This is a genomic window from Gemmatimonadaceae bacterium (assembly GCA_036003045.1).
In the GTDB taxonomy this organism is placed as follows: Bacteria; Gemmatimonadota; Gemmatimonadetes; order Gemmatimonadales; family Gemmatimonadaceae; genus JAQBQB01.
The window spans coordinates 79,239-96,166 of record DASYSS010000028.1 but is presented as its reverse complement, the minus strand read 5'-3'; the positions used below and the strand labels follow the sequence as shown (position 1 = coordinate 96,166).

At 65.6% G+C, this 16,928-nt stretch carries 11 protein-coding genes; 6 read left to right on the top strand and 5 right to left on the bottom strand.

All coding sequences use genetic code 11. The features are described from left to right. Positions 1–68 precede the first annotated feature (68 nt). From VGQ44_06445 to bcp, 5 genes are read left to right on the top strand one after another with little or no spacing between them, the layout of a single operon-like run. Complete coding sequence (locus VGQ44_06445; protein HEV8446437.1) at positions 69–503, top strand: hypothetical protein; 435 nt, start codon at positions 69–71, stop codon at positions 501–503. Next, the gene (locus VGQ44_06440) at positions 481–2,880 is read left to right on the top strand and encodes a protein kinase (protein ID HEV8446436.1); all 2,400 of its coding nucleotides are present in this window, start codon (positions 481–483) and stop codon (positions 2,878–2,880) included. Before VGQ44_06445 ends, VGQ44_06440 begins: the two co-directional genes overlap by 23 nt. Before the next feature lie 57 nt (positions 2,881–2,937). Continuing rightward, on the top strand, positions 2,938–4,479 hold the full coding sequence (locus VGQ44_06435; GenBank protein HEV8446435.1) for a hypothetical protein: 1,542 nt from the start codon (positions 2,938–2,940) through the stop codon (positions 4,477–4,479). A gap of 44 nt (positions 4,480–4,523) precedes the next feature. Continuing rightward, positions 4,524–5,447: an ornithine carbamoyltransferase gene (argF, locus tag VGQ44_06430; protein ID HEV8446434.1), complete on the top strand. Its 924-nt coding sequence runs from the start codon at positions 4,524–4,526 to the stop codon at positions 5,445–5,447. Then, positions 5,444–5,929, top strand: coding sequence for a thioredoxin-dependent thiol peroxidase (bcp, locus tag VGQ44_06425; protein ID HEV8446433.1), 486 nt, complete (start codon positions 5,444–5,446; stop codon positions 5,927–5,929). The genes argF and bcp overlap by 4 nt, the downstream gene beginning before the upstream one ends. Before the next feature lie 258 nt (positions 5,930–6,187). Here bcp and VGQ44_06420 read toward each other — a convergent pair whose 3' ends face one another. The 5 genes from VGQ44_06420 to VGQ44_06400 form a co-directional block, all read right to left on the bottom strand. Next, a complete protein-coding gene (locus VGQ44_06420; protein ID HEV8446432.1) occupies positions 6,188–6,778 on the bottom strand; it encodes a GNAT family protein in 591 nt (196 codons plus the stop codon). A gap of 41 nt (positions 6,779–6,819) precedes the next feature. Continuing rightward, a complete protein-coding gene (locus VGQ44_06415; protein HEV8446431.1) occupies positions 6,820–7,191 on the bottom strand; it encodes a VOC family protein in 372 nt (123 codons plus the stop codon). Between the two features lie 65 nt (positions 7,192–7,256). Beyond that, a complete protein-coding gene (locus VGQ44_06410; GenBank protein ID HEV8446430.1) occupies positions 7,257–7,841 on the bottom strand; it encodes a hypothetical protein in 585 nt (194 codons plus the stop codon). Positions 7,842–7,942: 101 nt separating this feature from the next. Continuing rightward, on the bottom strand, positions 7,943–9,379 hold the full coding sequence (locus tag VGQ44_06405; protein HEV8446429.1) for a RagB/SusD family nutrient uptake outer membrane protein: 1,437 nt from the start codon (positions 9,377–9,379) through the stop codon (positions 7,943–7,945). 28 nt (positions 9,380–9,407) lie between these two features. Further along, positions 9,408–12,494, bottom strand: coding sequence for a SusC/RagA family TonB-linked outer membrane protein (locus tag VGQ44_06400; GenBank protein ID HEV8446428.1), 3,087 nt, complete (start codon positions 12,492–12,494; stop codon positions 9,408–9,410). Between the two features lie 460 nt (positions 12,495–12,954). Between VGQ44_06400 and VGQ44_06395 the strand changes: the two genes are divergently transcribed. Further along, positions 12,955–16,866 (top strand): hypothetical protein, encoded by a 3,912-nt coding sequence (locus tag VGQ44_06395; protein ID HEV8446427.1) that lies wholly within the window; start codon positions 12,955–12,957, stop codon positions 16,864–16,866. Positions 16,867–16,928 lie beyond the last annotated feature (62 nt).

Here is a 16,928-nt window from a genome sequence, read left to right as displayed (position 1 = left end):
GGCTGGCGGCCGGCATCGCCGCCAGCCATCTTCGGGCGTCTCTCCTCTCGCCCCCTTAGAGCCTCCGAGTGGCCGGCATCGCGCCGTGGGTCTCCGTCGAACCGAACGAGAATAAGGCCGCAATCTTAGGCGTGCTTCCGTTTCGCCAAGGGTCGGTGACGTTCCGGATTCCGCCGACCGTCGTTCCCGCCGGCGCCGGCGGAATTCTCGTCTTCGCGTGGACGATCCTGACCGGCGTGAACTCGCCGTTCGCCTACTGGCACTTCGAGTCGCGTGTGGGGGCCGAGCGACAGAACTGGTTTTCGATGCTCGTCGCGGGCGACCCCGCGGGCGGCAGCAAGACGAGCAACTCGCAGGCGTTCTGGCTGCCGATGCCGATCGACCGCAATCTCACCGTGACGCTCTTCATGAACGATCTGACCTCGCACACGAACCGGGGCCAGGTCGAGATCCACGGCTATTACCCCGGAACGAAGCGTCGTGATCGATCCGCCCGACGGTAGTCCGCCGCCGCCCGGATTCTCGCACGACCGCTACCAGATCGTGCGTGAGCTCGGCCACGGCGGGATGGCAACCGTATATCTCGCGCGAGACGCGCGATACCAGCGGGAAGTCGCCATCAAGGTTCTCAGTCCGGAAATCTCGCACGGCGTAGGGAGCGACCGGTTTCAGCGGGAAATCGCCGTCGCCGCGAAGCTGACGCATCCGCACATCGTGCCGTTGCTCGACTCGGGCGAGCACGACGGCGCCCTCTGGTTCACCATGCCGGTGCTCGACGGGCACTCGCTTCGCGACCGTCTCGATCGCGAGCACAGCCTCCCGATCGGCGACTCGGTGCGCATCGCCATCGAGGTCGCGGGCGCCCTCACGTACGCGCACGAGCACGGTGTCATTCATCGCGACATCAAACCGGAGAACATTCTGTTCAGCGGTGGGAGCGCGATCGTCACCGACTTCGGGTTGGCAAAGAGCACGGAGTCGGCCGGCGGCGAGTCGCTGACCAGAACCGGCATGGCCGTCGGCACGGCGCTCTACATGAGCCCCGAGCAATCCACCGGCGAACCGCTCGACGCGCGCACCGACGTCTACAGCCTTGGCTCCGTGTTGTACGAGATGCTCACCGGCGAGCCGCCGTACGTCGGCAGAACGCTGCAGGCTGTCATCGCGAAGCGTCTCTCGGATCCGGTGCCGAGCGCACGCCGGCTGCGGCCAACCGTATCGCCGGCACTCGACGCGATCATCGAGCGCGCGTTGGCCAGACACCCGGCCGACCGTTTCCCGTCGACGGCGGCGTTCGCGGAAGCGCTCTCACGCCTGGCGCCGTACGCGGGAGACGGCGCCTCGACCGATGTGGCGACGACGGTGCCGGTCGCGACGACGTCGCCGCCGGTCGCCGCGCGGGCGAGACGGCGCCGCCGCGTGCTGGCGATGGTCGCGGTCTTCGCGGCGGCGGTCGTCACCGCCCAGCTGGCCCGCGGCTATCGGTCGCGCGCCGCCGCCGCGTCACCGCCGCGTTCGATCGCCGTCCTTCCGTTCACCAACGAGAGCGCCGACAAGGACCAGGAATACTTCAGCGCCGGAATGACGGACGAGCTGATGGGCGCGCTCGCGGCGATCAAGCAGCTGCGCGTTGCCGCGCGTGCATCGTCGTACGCGGTCAAGAACCAGGGGACCGACATCAAGAAGATGGGGCGCGCGCTGGGCGTCGACGCCGTCCTGGAGGGCGCGGTTCGAAAGGCCGGCGACCACGTGCGCGTCTCGGTCGACCTCGTGAACGTCTCGAACGGCAGCATCATCTGGAACGAGACCTACGACAAGAACGTGAGCGACGTGTTCGCGATGCAGGAACAGATCGCCGAAGCCATCGTCGCCGCCGTGAAGATCCAGTTGACGGATCAGCGCGCAATCGTGCCCCGCTCGACCGGCGACGTCGACGCGTACGAGATGTATCTGCGCGGCCGCCACGCCGTGGACATGCGCACGCCCCATGCGCTGGACGACGCGACGAACTGGTTCCGCAAGGCCGTAGACCGCGATCCGCTCTACGCGCGCGCCTGGTCCGGCCTGGCCGACGACTATCTGCTGCAGGCGCTCAACCTCTATGCGGTGCCGAAGGAAGCGTTCGCGCAGGGCGAGGCCGCGGCGCGACGCGCGCTCGCCCTGGACTCGACGCTGGCCGACGCGCACACCTCGCTGGCGACGGTTCTCTTCTTGTCCCACCGCGACTTCGCGGGCGCCGCGGCCGAGTACGATCGCGCCGTCGCCCTCGACCCGTCGTATCCGTCGGCCCACTACTTCTATTCGTTGATGCTCATCGGCACCGACTCCGCACGAGCGGAATCGGAAGCGCGTCGGGCGCAGGAGCTGGACCCTCTCTCGCCCCCGATGGCCCAAGCCGTCGGGATCGTGCGCGTGGGGCTGGCCCACTACGCCGAAGCAATTCCGCCCCTCCGCGCCGCCGTGGCGCTCGATCCCGATTACTACTTTCCTCATGCGTGGCTGTCGATTGCGCTGGCACACAGCGGCGCCGGCGACGAGGCGGTCGCCGAAGCGAAGCGTGCGGTGCAGCTCAACCCCTCGAGCACGCTCGTGCTGGACTACCTCGGCGAGGTGTACGCCGAAACGGGCAACCGCGCCGCAGCGCTCGCCGTCGCCCAGCGCATCGATTCGATTTCCAAGAGCCGTCCGGTGTCCGGCGTCTACACCGCGCGTATCTACGACCGCCTCCACGACGGCGCGTCCGCGTTCCGGTGGCTCGACTACGCGCTCGCCAACGGAGAGGGACAGCTCTCCCAGCTCTTCTACTTCGACAGCTTCCCCTACATCTCGCAGGATCCGCGATTCAAACAGCTCGCGAGGCAGCTCGGGTTGAAGCGGTAGTCCCCCCCCCCACGTGGCCTCCAGGGCTGCGGACGGATCATCCTCAACGAGGGAGCGATGAAGAACAGACGCGCAGGAACCTCATCTGTCGTCCTACTCGCTTTGTCGGTTGCGATCACGATCGTCGCCGCGTGCGGCGGCAACCCACCGCGGTCGGCGGACGCCTCTCACAATCCGGGTGCGCCCGCCGACTCGTACCGGTACACTGCGCCGCCAGCCGTCCGGACGTATCCGTCCCCAAACGCGACGATTCAATCGTGGATCGCCGCGAACAACGATGTCGCCATCCGCGCACACGGCTGGGACATCTGGCAGTCGATCACGACGGCCACGCGGTTCAATCAGATGCCCGTCTGGCAGACGTGGTTCTCGGGATACGAGATCTTCGAGGAGACTACTCAGACGACCCTCTTCGCTCGGTCGAAGCGCGGAGTGGTCCAGTTCGGTGCGCGGAGAGACGTCCCCCGGTTGGCGCCGGTGCCCCGCGGGCGAATGGACAATCTTCCGTACGTCCACGCCGAGCGAGTGTTCGCGTTCAACCGCTTCACGCTGTCGACCGCCTCGTTCATCTATGAGAACAAGTTGAACAAGGCACAGACCCTCTCGGACACGAACGTTGCGTTCGAGAAGCGGAGGACGCCGACTGCTTCCCGCGCGATCCTCACGTCGCCCGACTCGACCGACCGGATGTCGTTCGTGCTCAAGCCGGTCTATCAGTTCATCTCGGGAACGGAGGTGACCGCGGTCCCCTACTGGTTCGGCGACAGCTCCAGAGCGACGACCGATTCGGCGAACCCGATCGCATCGACCTGGCGCCAGGCCGTCGCGGTCGACCCCACTGGGAAGCTGCAGCCGGGTGATTCGGTCTGGTTGCCCGTGAACAATGAGGGCTACAAGAAATGCCTGGTGGTGCCGCTGTCGGCGTTCTACTGGATCCGAATCACGAAAGAGGACTCGATCGCGTTCACCCAGTTCGGCGCGGCGAATGGCGACTTCATCGGCGTCGCGAACGACACGAGCTTCCAGGCGGTGATTCAGGCAGTTCGCCCGGGGAACATCGGCCTGTTGATGGCGATGCACGTCACAGGAAAGGAGATCCCGAACTGGACATGGCAATCGTACTGGTGGTCCATCAATCCGCAGGACCCGCACTTCGGAAGGGACCGGCCGTCGACGATCCCGGCGCCATGGAACCACTACAACATGACCGTCGCGTATTACATGATGCGGAACAACGGGGCTCAGAACATCGCGTACAATCCATATCTCGAGTCGAGCTTGTCCGGCTACCTCCCCAAGCCGGGCGGCAAACCGACCGATTCCGTCTTCTGGACCGGCGTGACGACGAATTGCATGTCCTGTCATCGCCGAGCGTCGGTGGGCTTCTACATGGACCCCAAGGGAGACACCGTCGCGGCCACCGGCGCGCCCTACGGCAATGACATGAACGTGAGCGCCGGCGACACCGTCGTCTTCACGCAGCCAGTCTCCGGCCTGCCGTATCGCATGCCGGTCCTCAAGACGGACTTTCTCTGGTCCGTCGCGATCCGCTGGGGCGGGAAAGTGGTGATCAGGTCCGACCGGGCGAAGACTCCATAGGAGGCCGAGCCCGGGGCGCTGGCGGTGCGCGTTAATTTCCGCGCATGTCCAGGCTGCCCACCGATTTTCTCGCCATTCCGGATTTCACCCGCGCGCAGCTCGACGGGCTGTTCGCGCTCGCCGAGTCGATGCGCGCGGGCAAATACAAGAAGCGTCCGCTCGAGGGAAAGACGCTCGCCATGATCTTCATGAAGGCGAGCACGCGCACCCGCGTCTCGTTCGAGGTCGGGACCTTCCAGCTCGGCGGGCACGCGCTCTTTCTCTCGCCGCGCGACGTGCAGCTCGGCCGCGGCGAGCCGATCGCGGACACCGCGCGCGTGCTGTCGCGATACGTCGACGGCATCATGATTCGGACGTTCGCGCACCAGGACATCGAGGAGCTGGCGAAATACGCGGATGTGCCCGTCATCAACGGGCTCACGGACATGCTGCACCCGTGCCAGGTGCTCGCCGATCTCCTCACGGTTCGCGCGGAATTCGGAGGGCAGATCGCCGACAAGAAGTACGCGTGGATCGGTGACGGAAACAACATGGCGAACTCGTGGATCAACGCGGCCTACCGCTTCGGGTTCGACCTCGACCTCGCGTGCCCGAAGGGCTACGAACCCGCCGACCATCTCCTCGCTCGGGCGCAGAAGGCGGCGAAGGTACGTGTTCTGCGTGATCCCACCGAAGCGGCGGAAGGCGCGCACGTCATCAGCACCGACGTCTGGGCGTCGATGGGGCAGGAGCAGGAGCAGAAGGAGCGCGAGCGAGCGTTCAAAGGATTCACGGTGAGCCCATCACTCATGAAAGCGGCCGACAAGAAGGCGATCTTCCTGCACTGCCTCCCCGCGCACCGTGGCGAAGAGGTTTCGGCCGACGTGATCGACGGTCCGCAGAGCCGCGTCTGGGACGAAGCCGAGAATCGCCTCCATGTACAGAAGGCGGTCATGGCCGCCCTGATGGGCGGAGAAGCGCTGGCATGAGCGCCGCGGGCGATCTCGAGGGCGGACGCGCCCCGGACTTCTCGGGAATCACGGACAGCGGGGAGACCCTCAAGCTCTCGTCCTTTCACGGACAGACGGTGGTCCTGTTCTTTTATCCCAAGGACGATACCCCTGGGTGAACGGTCGAGGCGTGTTCCTTTCGGGACACCCTCCCTCGGTTCGAGGGACTCGACGCGGTGGTGATCGGAGTGAGCCCCGACTCGCCGAAATCACATCAGAAGTTCAAGAAGAAGTACGACCTTCCCTACACGCTCATCGCCGACGTCGATCACGCGATCGCCGTGAAGTACGGCGCGTGGGGCGAGAAGTCGATGTTCGGGAAGAAGTACATGGGAATTTTGCGGACCACGTTCGTCATCGATGCGTCGGGCAGGGTCTCCCGGGTCTTCGAGAAGGTGAAACCCGAAGGACATGGGGAAGAAGTCGCGAAGTTCTTGGCCGTGGAAAAAGCTAGAACTTGAGCGAGACTTCCGGACACCGAGACTTCCCACGTCCGAGACGGCCAAACTCCGAACTGCCGAACTCCGAAACGTCCACACTCGAAACTTTCGAGACTCCGAGACTCCCGAACTCCGAAAAACTACGTTCGGCCTTAGCCGACTTCGGCTTTCGGCGGTGTCGGCCCTCGGCAGTTTCGCCCCTTCGGCCCTCGGCAGTTTCGGAGTTCGGCAGTTTCGGTCTGCAGGCAGTGTCGGCTTTCGGCAGTTCTCATCCCGCCGCTACCGTCGCGCCAACCGTAGCAACAAATGTCTCTTCACGTCGCTCCACTCCGGAGCGATGATGCTGTACTGGTGCGTATCCCTCGCCGTTCCGTCTCGGCGCGCCATGTGATGGCGGAGAACGCCGTCCTTCCGCGCGCCGAGCCGCTCGATCGCGCGCTGTGAAGCGAAGTTGAAGTTGTCGGTGCGCAGGCCGACGACGGCGCACTCGAGCGTCTCGAACGCGTGCGTCAGCAGAAGGAGCTTGCACGTCGTGTTGACGTGCGTGCGCTGAAAGCGCGCCGCGTACCACGTCCAGCCGATCTCCACGCGGTCGATCGGCGCGACGATGTCATGGTATCGTGTACTGCCGATGATGTCGCCGCTGTTCGTGTCGCGCACGGCCCACGGAAGCATGTGCCCTTCGCGCTGGCCGGAGAGTGCGGTTTCGATGTAGGCCGCCACCTGGTCGGGCGCCGGAACCGATGTGTACCAGATCTCCCAGAGATTTCCGTCGGCCGCCGCCGTCGCGAGACCTGCGCGGTGGTCCTGGTGGAGAGGTTCGAGACGAATGCCGTTGCCATCGAGGACGACGGGGCGGGGATGGATCACGTTACGACTTGTCCAATGAAGGAAAGAGCGGCGGACTCGCTTTACGGGCGTCCGGTCGGCTCTTGATATAATCCGAGCACGTTCCCGCCGGGGTCGCGGAATCTCGCGGTCAGTTCAGGAGCGTCGACGCCGAGGGGTTGCACGATCGTTCCGCCGTTCGCCTCGATCGTGCGGCACGTTTCCTCGACGCTGTCGACCATGATGTACACGAGCAGGCCCGGCGTCGTCGACGCGGCGCGTCCGACCACGAACGTCCCACTCACCGCGCCGGTCGCGTCGTCGAAGGCCTGCGTGCCGTTGCCCCGCGTGCGCATTCGCCATCCGAACACTCTCGCGTAGAACGAAGCCGATTGACCCACGTTCGAGGCCGGTATCTCGAGATAGCAAACCTTTCCGTGCGTTGCGCTCGCCATCCGTGCTCCATTCTCGAAGAAACGCCCGTCGGCTCACTCTGAAAACTACGAGGCCTTCAATCCCTCTAGTCCGTCGCTGGAGGTGATCCGATCCACCGTCCGGTGATCGCGTAGGCGAGGGGCAGGGTCGCCAGCCAGCCGATGGTTCCTACGATGAACGCACCCAACGCGGCGATCATGGCCGTGCCGACGACGATCGTCCAGACTCCGACCGCAGCCTCGAACGTGGGGTTCTGTGTTGCCGCGCGGGCGTTGGCGCGCGCCGCCGCTCCTGGGGCGATCCGGTCCAGCCACGCCGGCGCCGGCCGTGGGTGGGCACGCGATGAGTCCATCGCCTGCTGGAACTGCTTTACCGCGTTCCGGTCGATCTTCGCTGCCTGGAGACCAAAGAACCCGATCAGCACCACTCCGACCGCCACCACCGCCGAAATCCAACTCGAGGTCCGCGTGAATCGCTTGCCCCGTTCGCGAGCAATCGCGGCGCCGATGCCCATGCCGATCGCCGCGACCAGCGCGCCGCCGAGCGTGAGGGTGGCCGTCAGCAACAACGCAGCGACGCCGGCCACGCCGGCCACGACGCGTTTCGCGCTGAAACGCCGCGCCGCGGTGATCGTGGGCGCTGCTTCGGTCGAATAGTTGTCGAGGTCCATTGGCCGAGTCGGGGTTCGGTGACCGTCTGGTCCAAAAAAACGACGCCCTCATTTCCAAATGTGGAATGAGGGCGTCGTTTCGTCCAACCCATCGGGTTCCGTTACGATCCGATCCCGGCCGAACGGTCGATGCAGGCCGATGGCGCGCCTTTGGTGAAGAGCGGGTTGTTGTCAGCCTCTTCCTGCGGGATCGGGAGGTTGACGTCCGTCCCGAAGTTGGCGCCCGCTTTCGAGGTGTTGGTCGGCTCGTACGGCCCGGTTGGGAAGACCGCGTCGGCGCTGCGCCCGTACTGCCAGATCAGGCGGCGCATGTCGCCGAGGCGGTGGCCCGTGAGGAACAGGTTGAGCGCGCGCTCGGTAAACAGCAGGTTCTGGCGGCCCGCCACCGACGCCGGAACGTCCGCCGAGTTGAGCGGCGGCGGCGGATCCAGCGGCAGGCTGTTGGCCGCGCCATCGGCCGTGTAGGTCAATGCGTGCGCGCGCGCGTCGTTCAGGTTCGCCAGGAACCCGCCGGCGTCGTTCGCCGCCAGCGCCGCTTCGGCCTGGATGAGCCGCGCTTCGGTACCCAGGGCAAGCGGCGTCGGAGAGCTGCGGTCGCTGTATTTCGTCGTGAGGAACAGTTCCGTCTCACCGTCGAAGCCCGGGCCGGCGTCGATGATCGGCACGCGGGGATCGCCGAGCGAAACGAACGGCAGGCCGTTCGTGCCTTCCTGGTCGCCCACCGCGAACCGGGCTTCGAGATAGTTGAACGCGAAGAGGGCGTTGTTCTGCCGGCCGGTGTTCTCGTCGTGCTGAATGCTGTAGTTGAACGTCGACGGCACCTGCGCGACGGCGACCGCCGCCTGCGCCGGCTGGTTCAAGTCGAGCAGTGCGCGTCCCTTGCCGATCCTGGCCAAGTTGAGCGCCGTCGTACCACCGCTAGCCGTCGCCGAGGTAATGGCCGAATCGAATTTCGCGACCGCCGCGGTGAGGATCTGCCGGCCGGTCTGGGCGGCGCCGTACGTGAACGTGCCGTCGTCATTCACCTTGCTCGACGGGACGCCGTTGCAATAGGTCTCCGCGATCATGACGTACGTGAACGCGGCCAGCGCCTGAACCTCGGCGCCCTGCGGGTTCGTCGGATCGAACTGACGGAACCGGCTCGCGACCAGGTCAGCCGTCGCACGTGCGCGTTGGATGTCCTGAAAGGTCTGGAGCGTGGTGCCGTTGATTTGCTTCGTGGCACGGCGATCGACCTCGATGCGCGTGTTGAACGTTTCGGCGTCGACCAGCTCGTCCGCGAGCAGCCCGGACATCTGCGCGAGCCCCTCGTTGAGATCCAGTCCGGTGCCATAGCCGCCGGCATAGCCGACCTGAAAATCGCCGATGGCCGCGGCGTAGGCCGCGGGGAGCGCGGCCGGTCCGGAGATGTCCGAGGGTCGCACGACGTCGGGCGTCGGCGCGACGAGCAGGCTGTCCTGGTTGCACGCCGCCAAGATCGCCACGCCCGCCAACGCGCCGGCCGCGACGGTGCGTCCGAGGTATTTGGAATGCAGCATTGAAGTTATCATATGTGTCGAATGATCCTCAGAACGAAAGCGCGAGGCGCGCGGTGAAATACCGCACCTGCGGCATCGTCAGGAAGTCGGTGGTCGTGAAGTTCGCCTGCGCGCCGGCGTTGAGCTCGGGATCGAGGCCGGTATAGTTCGTCCACGTGTGCAGGTTGCGCCCGGCGAGCGTGAGCGTCGCGTTCGCGGCGCGCATCTGCGCCGCGAACCGCTGCGGCAGCGTGAGCGTCAGCGCGACTTCGCGCAGCTTCGTGAACGACGCGTCTTCGATGTACCCGCCGGTCGTGCCGAGCGTCGACGCCGCGTCCTGCGCGGCCGCCTGCTGGAACAGGTTGCCGGAGTTCGGCTGCTGCACCGGCGCGCCGTTCAAGAAGATCGCGTTCCGGTAGACGTTGGTGAGGTTGTAGATCTTCTGACCGCCGCGGTGGTCGAACGTCGCGGTGATGCGTGCGAACTTTCCAAGCGACAACGACGGGACGATGTTGAGCTCGACCGTCGGAAACGGAGTGCCGGCGTACGATGCCGAGTCGGCGATCGTGTATTCGCAGCCGGGGCTCCCCGGCCCGTTCGGGCAGGCGATCATGCCGTCGTGGTTCGCGTCGGTCACCGACGTGATCTGGCGAACGTAGTACGCGCCGAGCGGCAGGCCGGGTTTGAAGATCTGGGTGTCGTCGAAGCCGGTCGTGAACTGCGGTATGGGCACCCCGCTCTCGTCCACACCAAGCGCGTCGAGCCGGTTCGAGTTCCACGCGCCGTTGAGCCGCAGGTCGAAGTGGTAGTTGTTGCGGTCGAGCAGGTCCATGTCGAGCACCGCCTCGTGGCCCCAGTTGCTCACCCTTCCCAGGTTCTGGAAACGGTTCGTCGCCGATCCGAGGGATGGCGCGAGCACGACGTTCACCAGCTCATCGCGCGTGACCTTGTTGTAGTGCGTGTACTCGATGCTCACGCGATCGTGGAAGAGCGCGAGATCGAAGCCGGCTTCGGTCTCCGTCGACTTCTCGGGCTTGAGGTTCGGGTTGCCCGCGCCGCCGACCGTAAACGCCGGGACGTCGGTGCCGTTGAGGGTCACCGCCACCGGATTGTAGAACTGTTCCGCGGCGAGATAGCCTGGATTCTGTCCCGCCGAGCCCATCGCCGCGCGAAGCCGCAGCGACGAGATCATCGAGAACCGGTTGCGCGGGAAGAAGTCTTCGTCGCTCAGCACCCACGAACCGCTCACCGACGGATAGTAGACGCGACGGAAGTCGACGCCGAACGCGCTGTTGCGGTCCGTCCGCGCGGCCACCGTGAGGAAACGCTTGTCCGCCCAACCGATCTCCTCTCGGCCGAGGAAGCCGAGCGTCTTCACGTCACTGTTGGTCTCACTGACCGCGAAGCGCGCCGTCGTTCCGGCGAGCGACGACGTGCCGGCGAGCAGCTTCGCGCCGAACGCGTCGGTGCGCGTGAAGCCGACGTCGGAGTACTGCGTGCCGAGCGTGGAGACGAAGCGGAAGTTGTCGTAGTGATACGTCGCCGACGCGTTCGCGTTGGCCGTGTAGTTCGTCACGATCGCGCGCTCGATGCTACGATAGCCGTCCTCGCTGTTCTGGTCGACGTCGAGCACGGCGGGCGGAAGCGTCTCGTTGTCGTTGCGGTGATTGATGTCCGCGCCCAGCGTTCCGTTGACCGAGAGCCAGCCGAGCGGCGTCCAGTTGCTCGTCAGGCCGCCGATGAGGCGCTGCACCTGCTGCCGTGTGTTGATGTTGAAGAACGAGTTCGGATCGATGCCGGGGTTGAAGTAGCCGTGGCTCACCGAATCCGCCCCGCCGGAGCAGAGGCCCGGGTGCTGCTTGGCGCCGACCGGCGTGCAGTCGGCCGCGCGGCCGAGGAGCGACGCCGAGATTACGCCGAACGAGTTGTTGTCGTTCTGCGGGCGGCGCAGGTCGCTGTTGATGTAGCCGACGTTCAGGTTCATGTCGAGCGCCCGCGTCAGCTGCGTCCGGACGTTCGTGCGGAGATTCAAACGCTGCTCCGCGTTCACCGCGATCACGCTCTGTTCGCGCGAGTACTCGCCCGACACGTAATACGCCGCGGCGTCCGATCCGCCGGCGACGCTCGCTCCGGCCAGCCGGCGATCGCCGGTGCTCTCGATCCCCGCCGCCTTGAGCGGATCGTTCGAAACGGTGGAATCGACGCCGACGCACGCATTGCTGGCGCCGGAGGTGCGGCGCGACAGGTTGCAGTTGGTGACCAACGCTCCCGACGACGTGTGGCCGTACGCGCGCAGGTTGAGTGGATAGTCGTTGATGTCCGTCAGGTTGCCGCTCTCGGCGAACGCGTCCCATCGCGTTTGGCCGGCGCGGCCGTGCTTCGTGGTGATCTGGATGACGCCGTTCGACGCGGCCGTTCCGTACAACGCCGCGGCGGCGGGACCCTTGATCACTTCGATTGTCTCGATCTCCTCGGGGTTGATGTCGTTGAAGCGCGAGGGAAGCTGTCCGCCCGTGCCCTGCGCCGACGACTGCGACGAATTGTCCGCGCGAACGCCGTCGATGATGAGGAGCGGATCGTTCGAGAGCGAAATGGAGTTCGAGCCGCGGATACGGATGCGCGCGCCCGCGCCGATCTCGCCGGCGGCCTGTTGCACGACCACGCCGGCGACCCGCGAGCTGAGCGCGTCGGACAGCGTGCTGATCGCGGCTTTCGGGATCGCCGAGCTGTCGATCGTCGCGGTCGGCGCGCCGTTGGCGCGCTTGAGCTGCGTCTCACCCGTCGCGGTGATCGTCAGCGCGTCGAGTGTCGTCACGGCCGGAGACAACGTGAAATCGGCCGTCGTGGTGTTCTCCCCGGCGACGACCAAGGAACGAGATGCCGCGCCGTACCCGATGCGCTGGACGGCGAGCTGGACGGTGCCCGCGGGCACACCCGGGATGCGATATGCCCCCGAGTCGTTGGTCGCGGCGCCGCGCGTCGTGCCGACGATACGAATCTGGACGCCGGCGAGCGGGCGGTTCGTCGTGCGCTCGATCACGCGTCCCACGATGGTCCCGGTGCTCTGAGCGAGCGCGGGCGAGGCAAGAGCCAACGCCGCACCGGCAACGAGCAAACGTCGCACTACAAAACGCATGAGCGTTCTCCTGTTGAACCGTACCGTTGTAAGAAAAGTGCAATGATCACCGGCCACGCCGTGTCCGGACTATTACAACCTGCTGATACGATGCACTCGTCACTTCACGCGGCGGGAACTCACGCGTGCGTGAAAATCGTTTCATGGTGTTGGCAAGTGACGATCGGGCCTCGGCGTGTGCCGAGGAGGTCGCGAGGCGGAGCACGTGGGTGCGCTGCTGACGCCGCCGCGCGGTCCGCTCAAAATCAGGCGGCATTGCCGTTCCAAGAATTGACGGCTCAGTAACGGCCCTCAGCCGCACCGGACAATGACGCGAGCGAGACTTACGCCGCCGCCGGAGAGCGGGCGGGCCGGATCCTGGATAAATCCACACGCAAGGGCGGTGTAAACCGACTATCCAAAAGTGGCCGCGGCACGCACACTTTAGCGTTTAGTCGATACCCCACACCGAGGTCGTCCCATGCGCCGTGTCACTCGGCTCGCCCTCCTCGTTCTGTCGGTCTCGTTCACGCTCGGCATGCGCGCGTCGGCCCAGCCGCTCCAAACCGCCGACGAAATCATCGCGCGCTACCTGCAGCGGGTGGGCGGAGCGCAACGCCTCCGCGCCGTGCTGTCGGTGCGACGGTATGGCCACTTCTATGGCGGCGGAGGATTCGAGGCCGTCGTCGCGTACGAGAACGGCCGGCCGAACAAGGTGAGAGAGGAGTTCACCTTCGGCGGGCTCACCGGAGTTACCGCGTTCGACGGCAAGAGCGGTTGGAAAATCGAGCCGTGGGCCGGGAAAAAAGACGCCGAGCCGCTTGGCGAAGACGAAACGAAGGGCATCGTCGAGGACGCCGAGTTCGAGGACCCGCTCTTCGATTACAAGGCGCGTGGTAACACCGTTACGCTCGTCGGCACGGATCAGATCGAAGGGACCGACGTCTACAAGATGATGGTGGCGCTCGCCAGCAACGGCGACGTGCGTACGTACTATCTCGATGCCGAGTCGTGCGTCCCGATCAAATATGAAGTGAAACGAACGGTGCGCGGGGCCGAGCGCTGGTTCGAGGTGGAGCTCGGCGACTACAAGGAAGTGCAGGGCGTTCTCTTTCCGTTCTCCGTCGCCGTCGGCGCCAAGGGAAGCTCGAGCGCCGACAAGACGCAGATCTCATGGGAACGCATCACCGTGAATCCGGTCCTCGAGGAGCGCCGCTTCACCAAGCCGGCGCCGGGCGACAAGGTCGTCACGGCAGAGAACGTCGTGCAGTCGGGCACGGCGGGGCCGAGTCCGGCTTCGTTGCCGGCGCCGGCGCCGGCCGCGGCGACGGCTCACGCTCGAGACCTCACCGCGATCGCCGACTCGGAAACGATCTCCGGTCTCGGCGCGCGCAACATCGGCTCGGCCGCGATGTCGGGCCGGGTCACGTCGGTCGCGGCGGTGCACGAGGGCGATCGCCTCACCGTGTACGTCGGCGCGGCGAGCGGCGGTGTGTGGAAGTCGCAGAACGGCGGAACGACGTTCCAGCCGATGTTCGACAAACAGGACGTGCAGTCGATCGGCGCGCTCGCGATCGATCCGAAAGACCCGAAGGTCGTTTGGGCCGGCACCGGCGAAGCGTGGATGCGCAACTCCGTCTCGATCGGCGACGGCATCTACAGGTCCAGCGACGGCGGCGAGACGTGGACGAACATGGGTCTCAAGGAATCCGAGCACATCGCGAAGATCCTGATCGACCCGACGAACACGAGCACCGTGTACGCGTGCGTCCCCGGCAAAGCGTTCAGCGACAGCGACGACCGCGGCGTGTATCGCACGACCGACGGCGGCAACACGTGGGCGAAAGTGCTCGCCGGTGCGAACGCGTCGACCGGTTGCTCGCTGATGACGATGGACCCGTCGGCGCCGAAGACGCTGTATGCCGGGATGTGGGACTTCCGCCGCAAGGGCTGGACGTTCCGGTCAGGCGGCGACGGCCCGGAAAAGCCGAGCGCGAGCGGGCTATTCAAGAGTACTGATGGCGGCTCGACCTGGACGCAGCTCGACGAGAAGAGCGCGAAGGGGCTACCGGCGAAGCCCTGGGGACGGGTCGCCGTCACGGTGGCGCCATCCAAGCCGAACGTCGTCTACGCGTTCATCGAAGCGGTGCCGCCGTTGAACGGCCTGTATCGCTCGGAGGACGGCGGCGCGACCTGGGAATTGCGCGACCGGAGTCAGAACATGCTCTGGCGGCCGTTCTACTTTGCCAACCTCATCGTCGATCCCAAGAACGAGAACCGCGTCTACAAGCCCGACGGATCGCTCATCATGAGCACCGACGGCGGCAAGTCGTTCAGCAACATCGCCGGCAGTGCGCACGGCGACTTCCACGACGTCTGGGTCGATCCGCAGAACTCCGACCACCTGATCGTCGGCGACGACGGCGGTCTCTGGTACTCGTACGACGGCGGCGACCGATGGTGGAAGGCGGAGACGCTTCCGATCTCGCAGTTCTACCACGTGAGCGTCGACATGGACAAACCGTACAAGGTCTACGGCGGACTCCAGGACAACAGCTCGTGGGTCGGCGAGTCGCAGTTCCCCGGCGGCATCGCGAAGGGGCAGTGGGAGAACCTCTACGGCGGCGACGGATTCTGGATGTTCGCCGATCCGAGCGATCCGACGTACGTGTACGCCGAGTCGCAGGGGGGCTACATCGGGCGGATCAATCGCAAGACGCACGAGATCCGCGACATCAAGCCGCTGCCCAACTACAACGAGAAGAAGCTCCGCTTCAACTGGAACACGCCGATCCATATGAGTCCCACCAGGAGTGGGACCCTGTACATCGGCGCGCAGTTCCTGTTCCGGTCGCGGGACCACGGGCAGACCTGGCAGCGCATCTCGCCGGACCTCACCACCAACGATACGACGAAGCAACAGCAGGAGCAGTCGGGCGGCGTGACGGTGGACAACTCGAGCGCCGAGATGCACACGACGATCTTCGCGATCGGCGAGTCGCCCAAAGACTCCATGGTCGTCTGGGCCGGCACGGACGACGGCAATCTCCAGGTCACGCGCAACGGCGGAAAGACGTGGACGAACGTCGTCGGAAACATCAACGGGCTGCCGAAGAATGCGTGGGTCTCGAGCGTCGAGCCAGGACACTTCAGCGCGGGCACGATCTACGCGACGTTCGATCTTCATACGTTCGGCGACATGCGGCCGTACGCATATCGTTCGACCGACTTCGGCAAGACGTGGACGCCGCTCATTCGGCCGGGCTCACCCGTGCGCGGCTACGCGCACGTCGTGAAGGAAGATCTGGTCAATCCCCAACTGCTCTTCATCGGCACCGAGTTCGGGCTGTGGGTATCGGTGGACGGGGGAGAGAACTGGGCGCGGTTCAAGGGCGGCAACCTGCCGTCGGTGCCGGTTCGCGATCTCGCGATTCACCCGCGCGACGACGATGTCGTCATCGCCACGCACGGGCGCGGCATCTGGATCGTCGACAACATCACGCCGCTCCGCAAGCTGACGCCGCAGACGCTCGCGCACGGCGGCGCGTTCGTCGAGACGAAGCCGGTCGTACAGGTCCTTTCGACGTTCGGCGGTTGGGCGACCGGCGACGCCGAATTCATCGGGCCGAATCCGACTGGCGACGCCGTGATCACCTACTACCTCCAGAAGCGCCACATCTTCGGCGACATGAAGCTCCAGGTCTTCGACTCGACCGGCAAGCTCATTCAGACGCTGCCCACGGGAAAACGGCGCGGATTGAGTCGCACCGCCTGGTCCATGCGCATGACGCCGCCGCGGGTGCCAACGGCCGCGTCGGCGGCGTTCGTCATCGGACCGCGCTTCCTGCCCGGGCGATACACCGTCAAGCTCACCGAGGGCGACTCGACGTATTCGACGACCCTTCGGGTGACCGGCGATCCGCGAGCCGCCCACTCGCTGGCCGATCGAAAGGAAGGGTTCAAACTCGCAGTGACGCTCTACGATCTCTTGAACCAGATGACATCCGTCGTGGATCGCATGGACGACGTTCGCGGCTCGCTCGACCAACGTGGCGACGGCCTCGCGGCGATGGACACGCTCCTGCACGCGCTCCAGCGTGGATCGGCTCAGGTGGACACGATGCGCAAGAAAATCGTTGCTACCAAGGAAGGCGGCATGATCACCGGCGAAGAGCGCCTCCGCGAGAACCTGGCGGAGCTGTATGGGAGCGTCGTCGGCTACGAGGGGCTTCCCTCGGAGATGCAAGTCGAGCGCACGTCGGCGATCGGACGCGAGCTCGGCGATGTCTCGCACGATTTCGAGCGCTGGATTCAGATCGAATTGCCCAAGATCAACAAGATGCTCGAGGGCCGCGGACTGCCGAAGATCGAGCCGGCGCGCGTAGCGCCGTAGGCCGGTCACGGGTCACCGGATCTTTGCTCTGGCTTCTCGCAGTTGCCGGAGACCCGTGACCG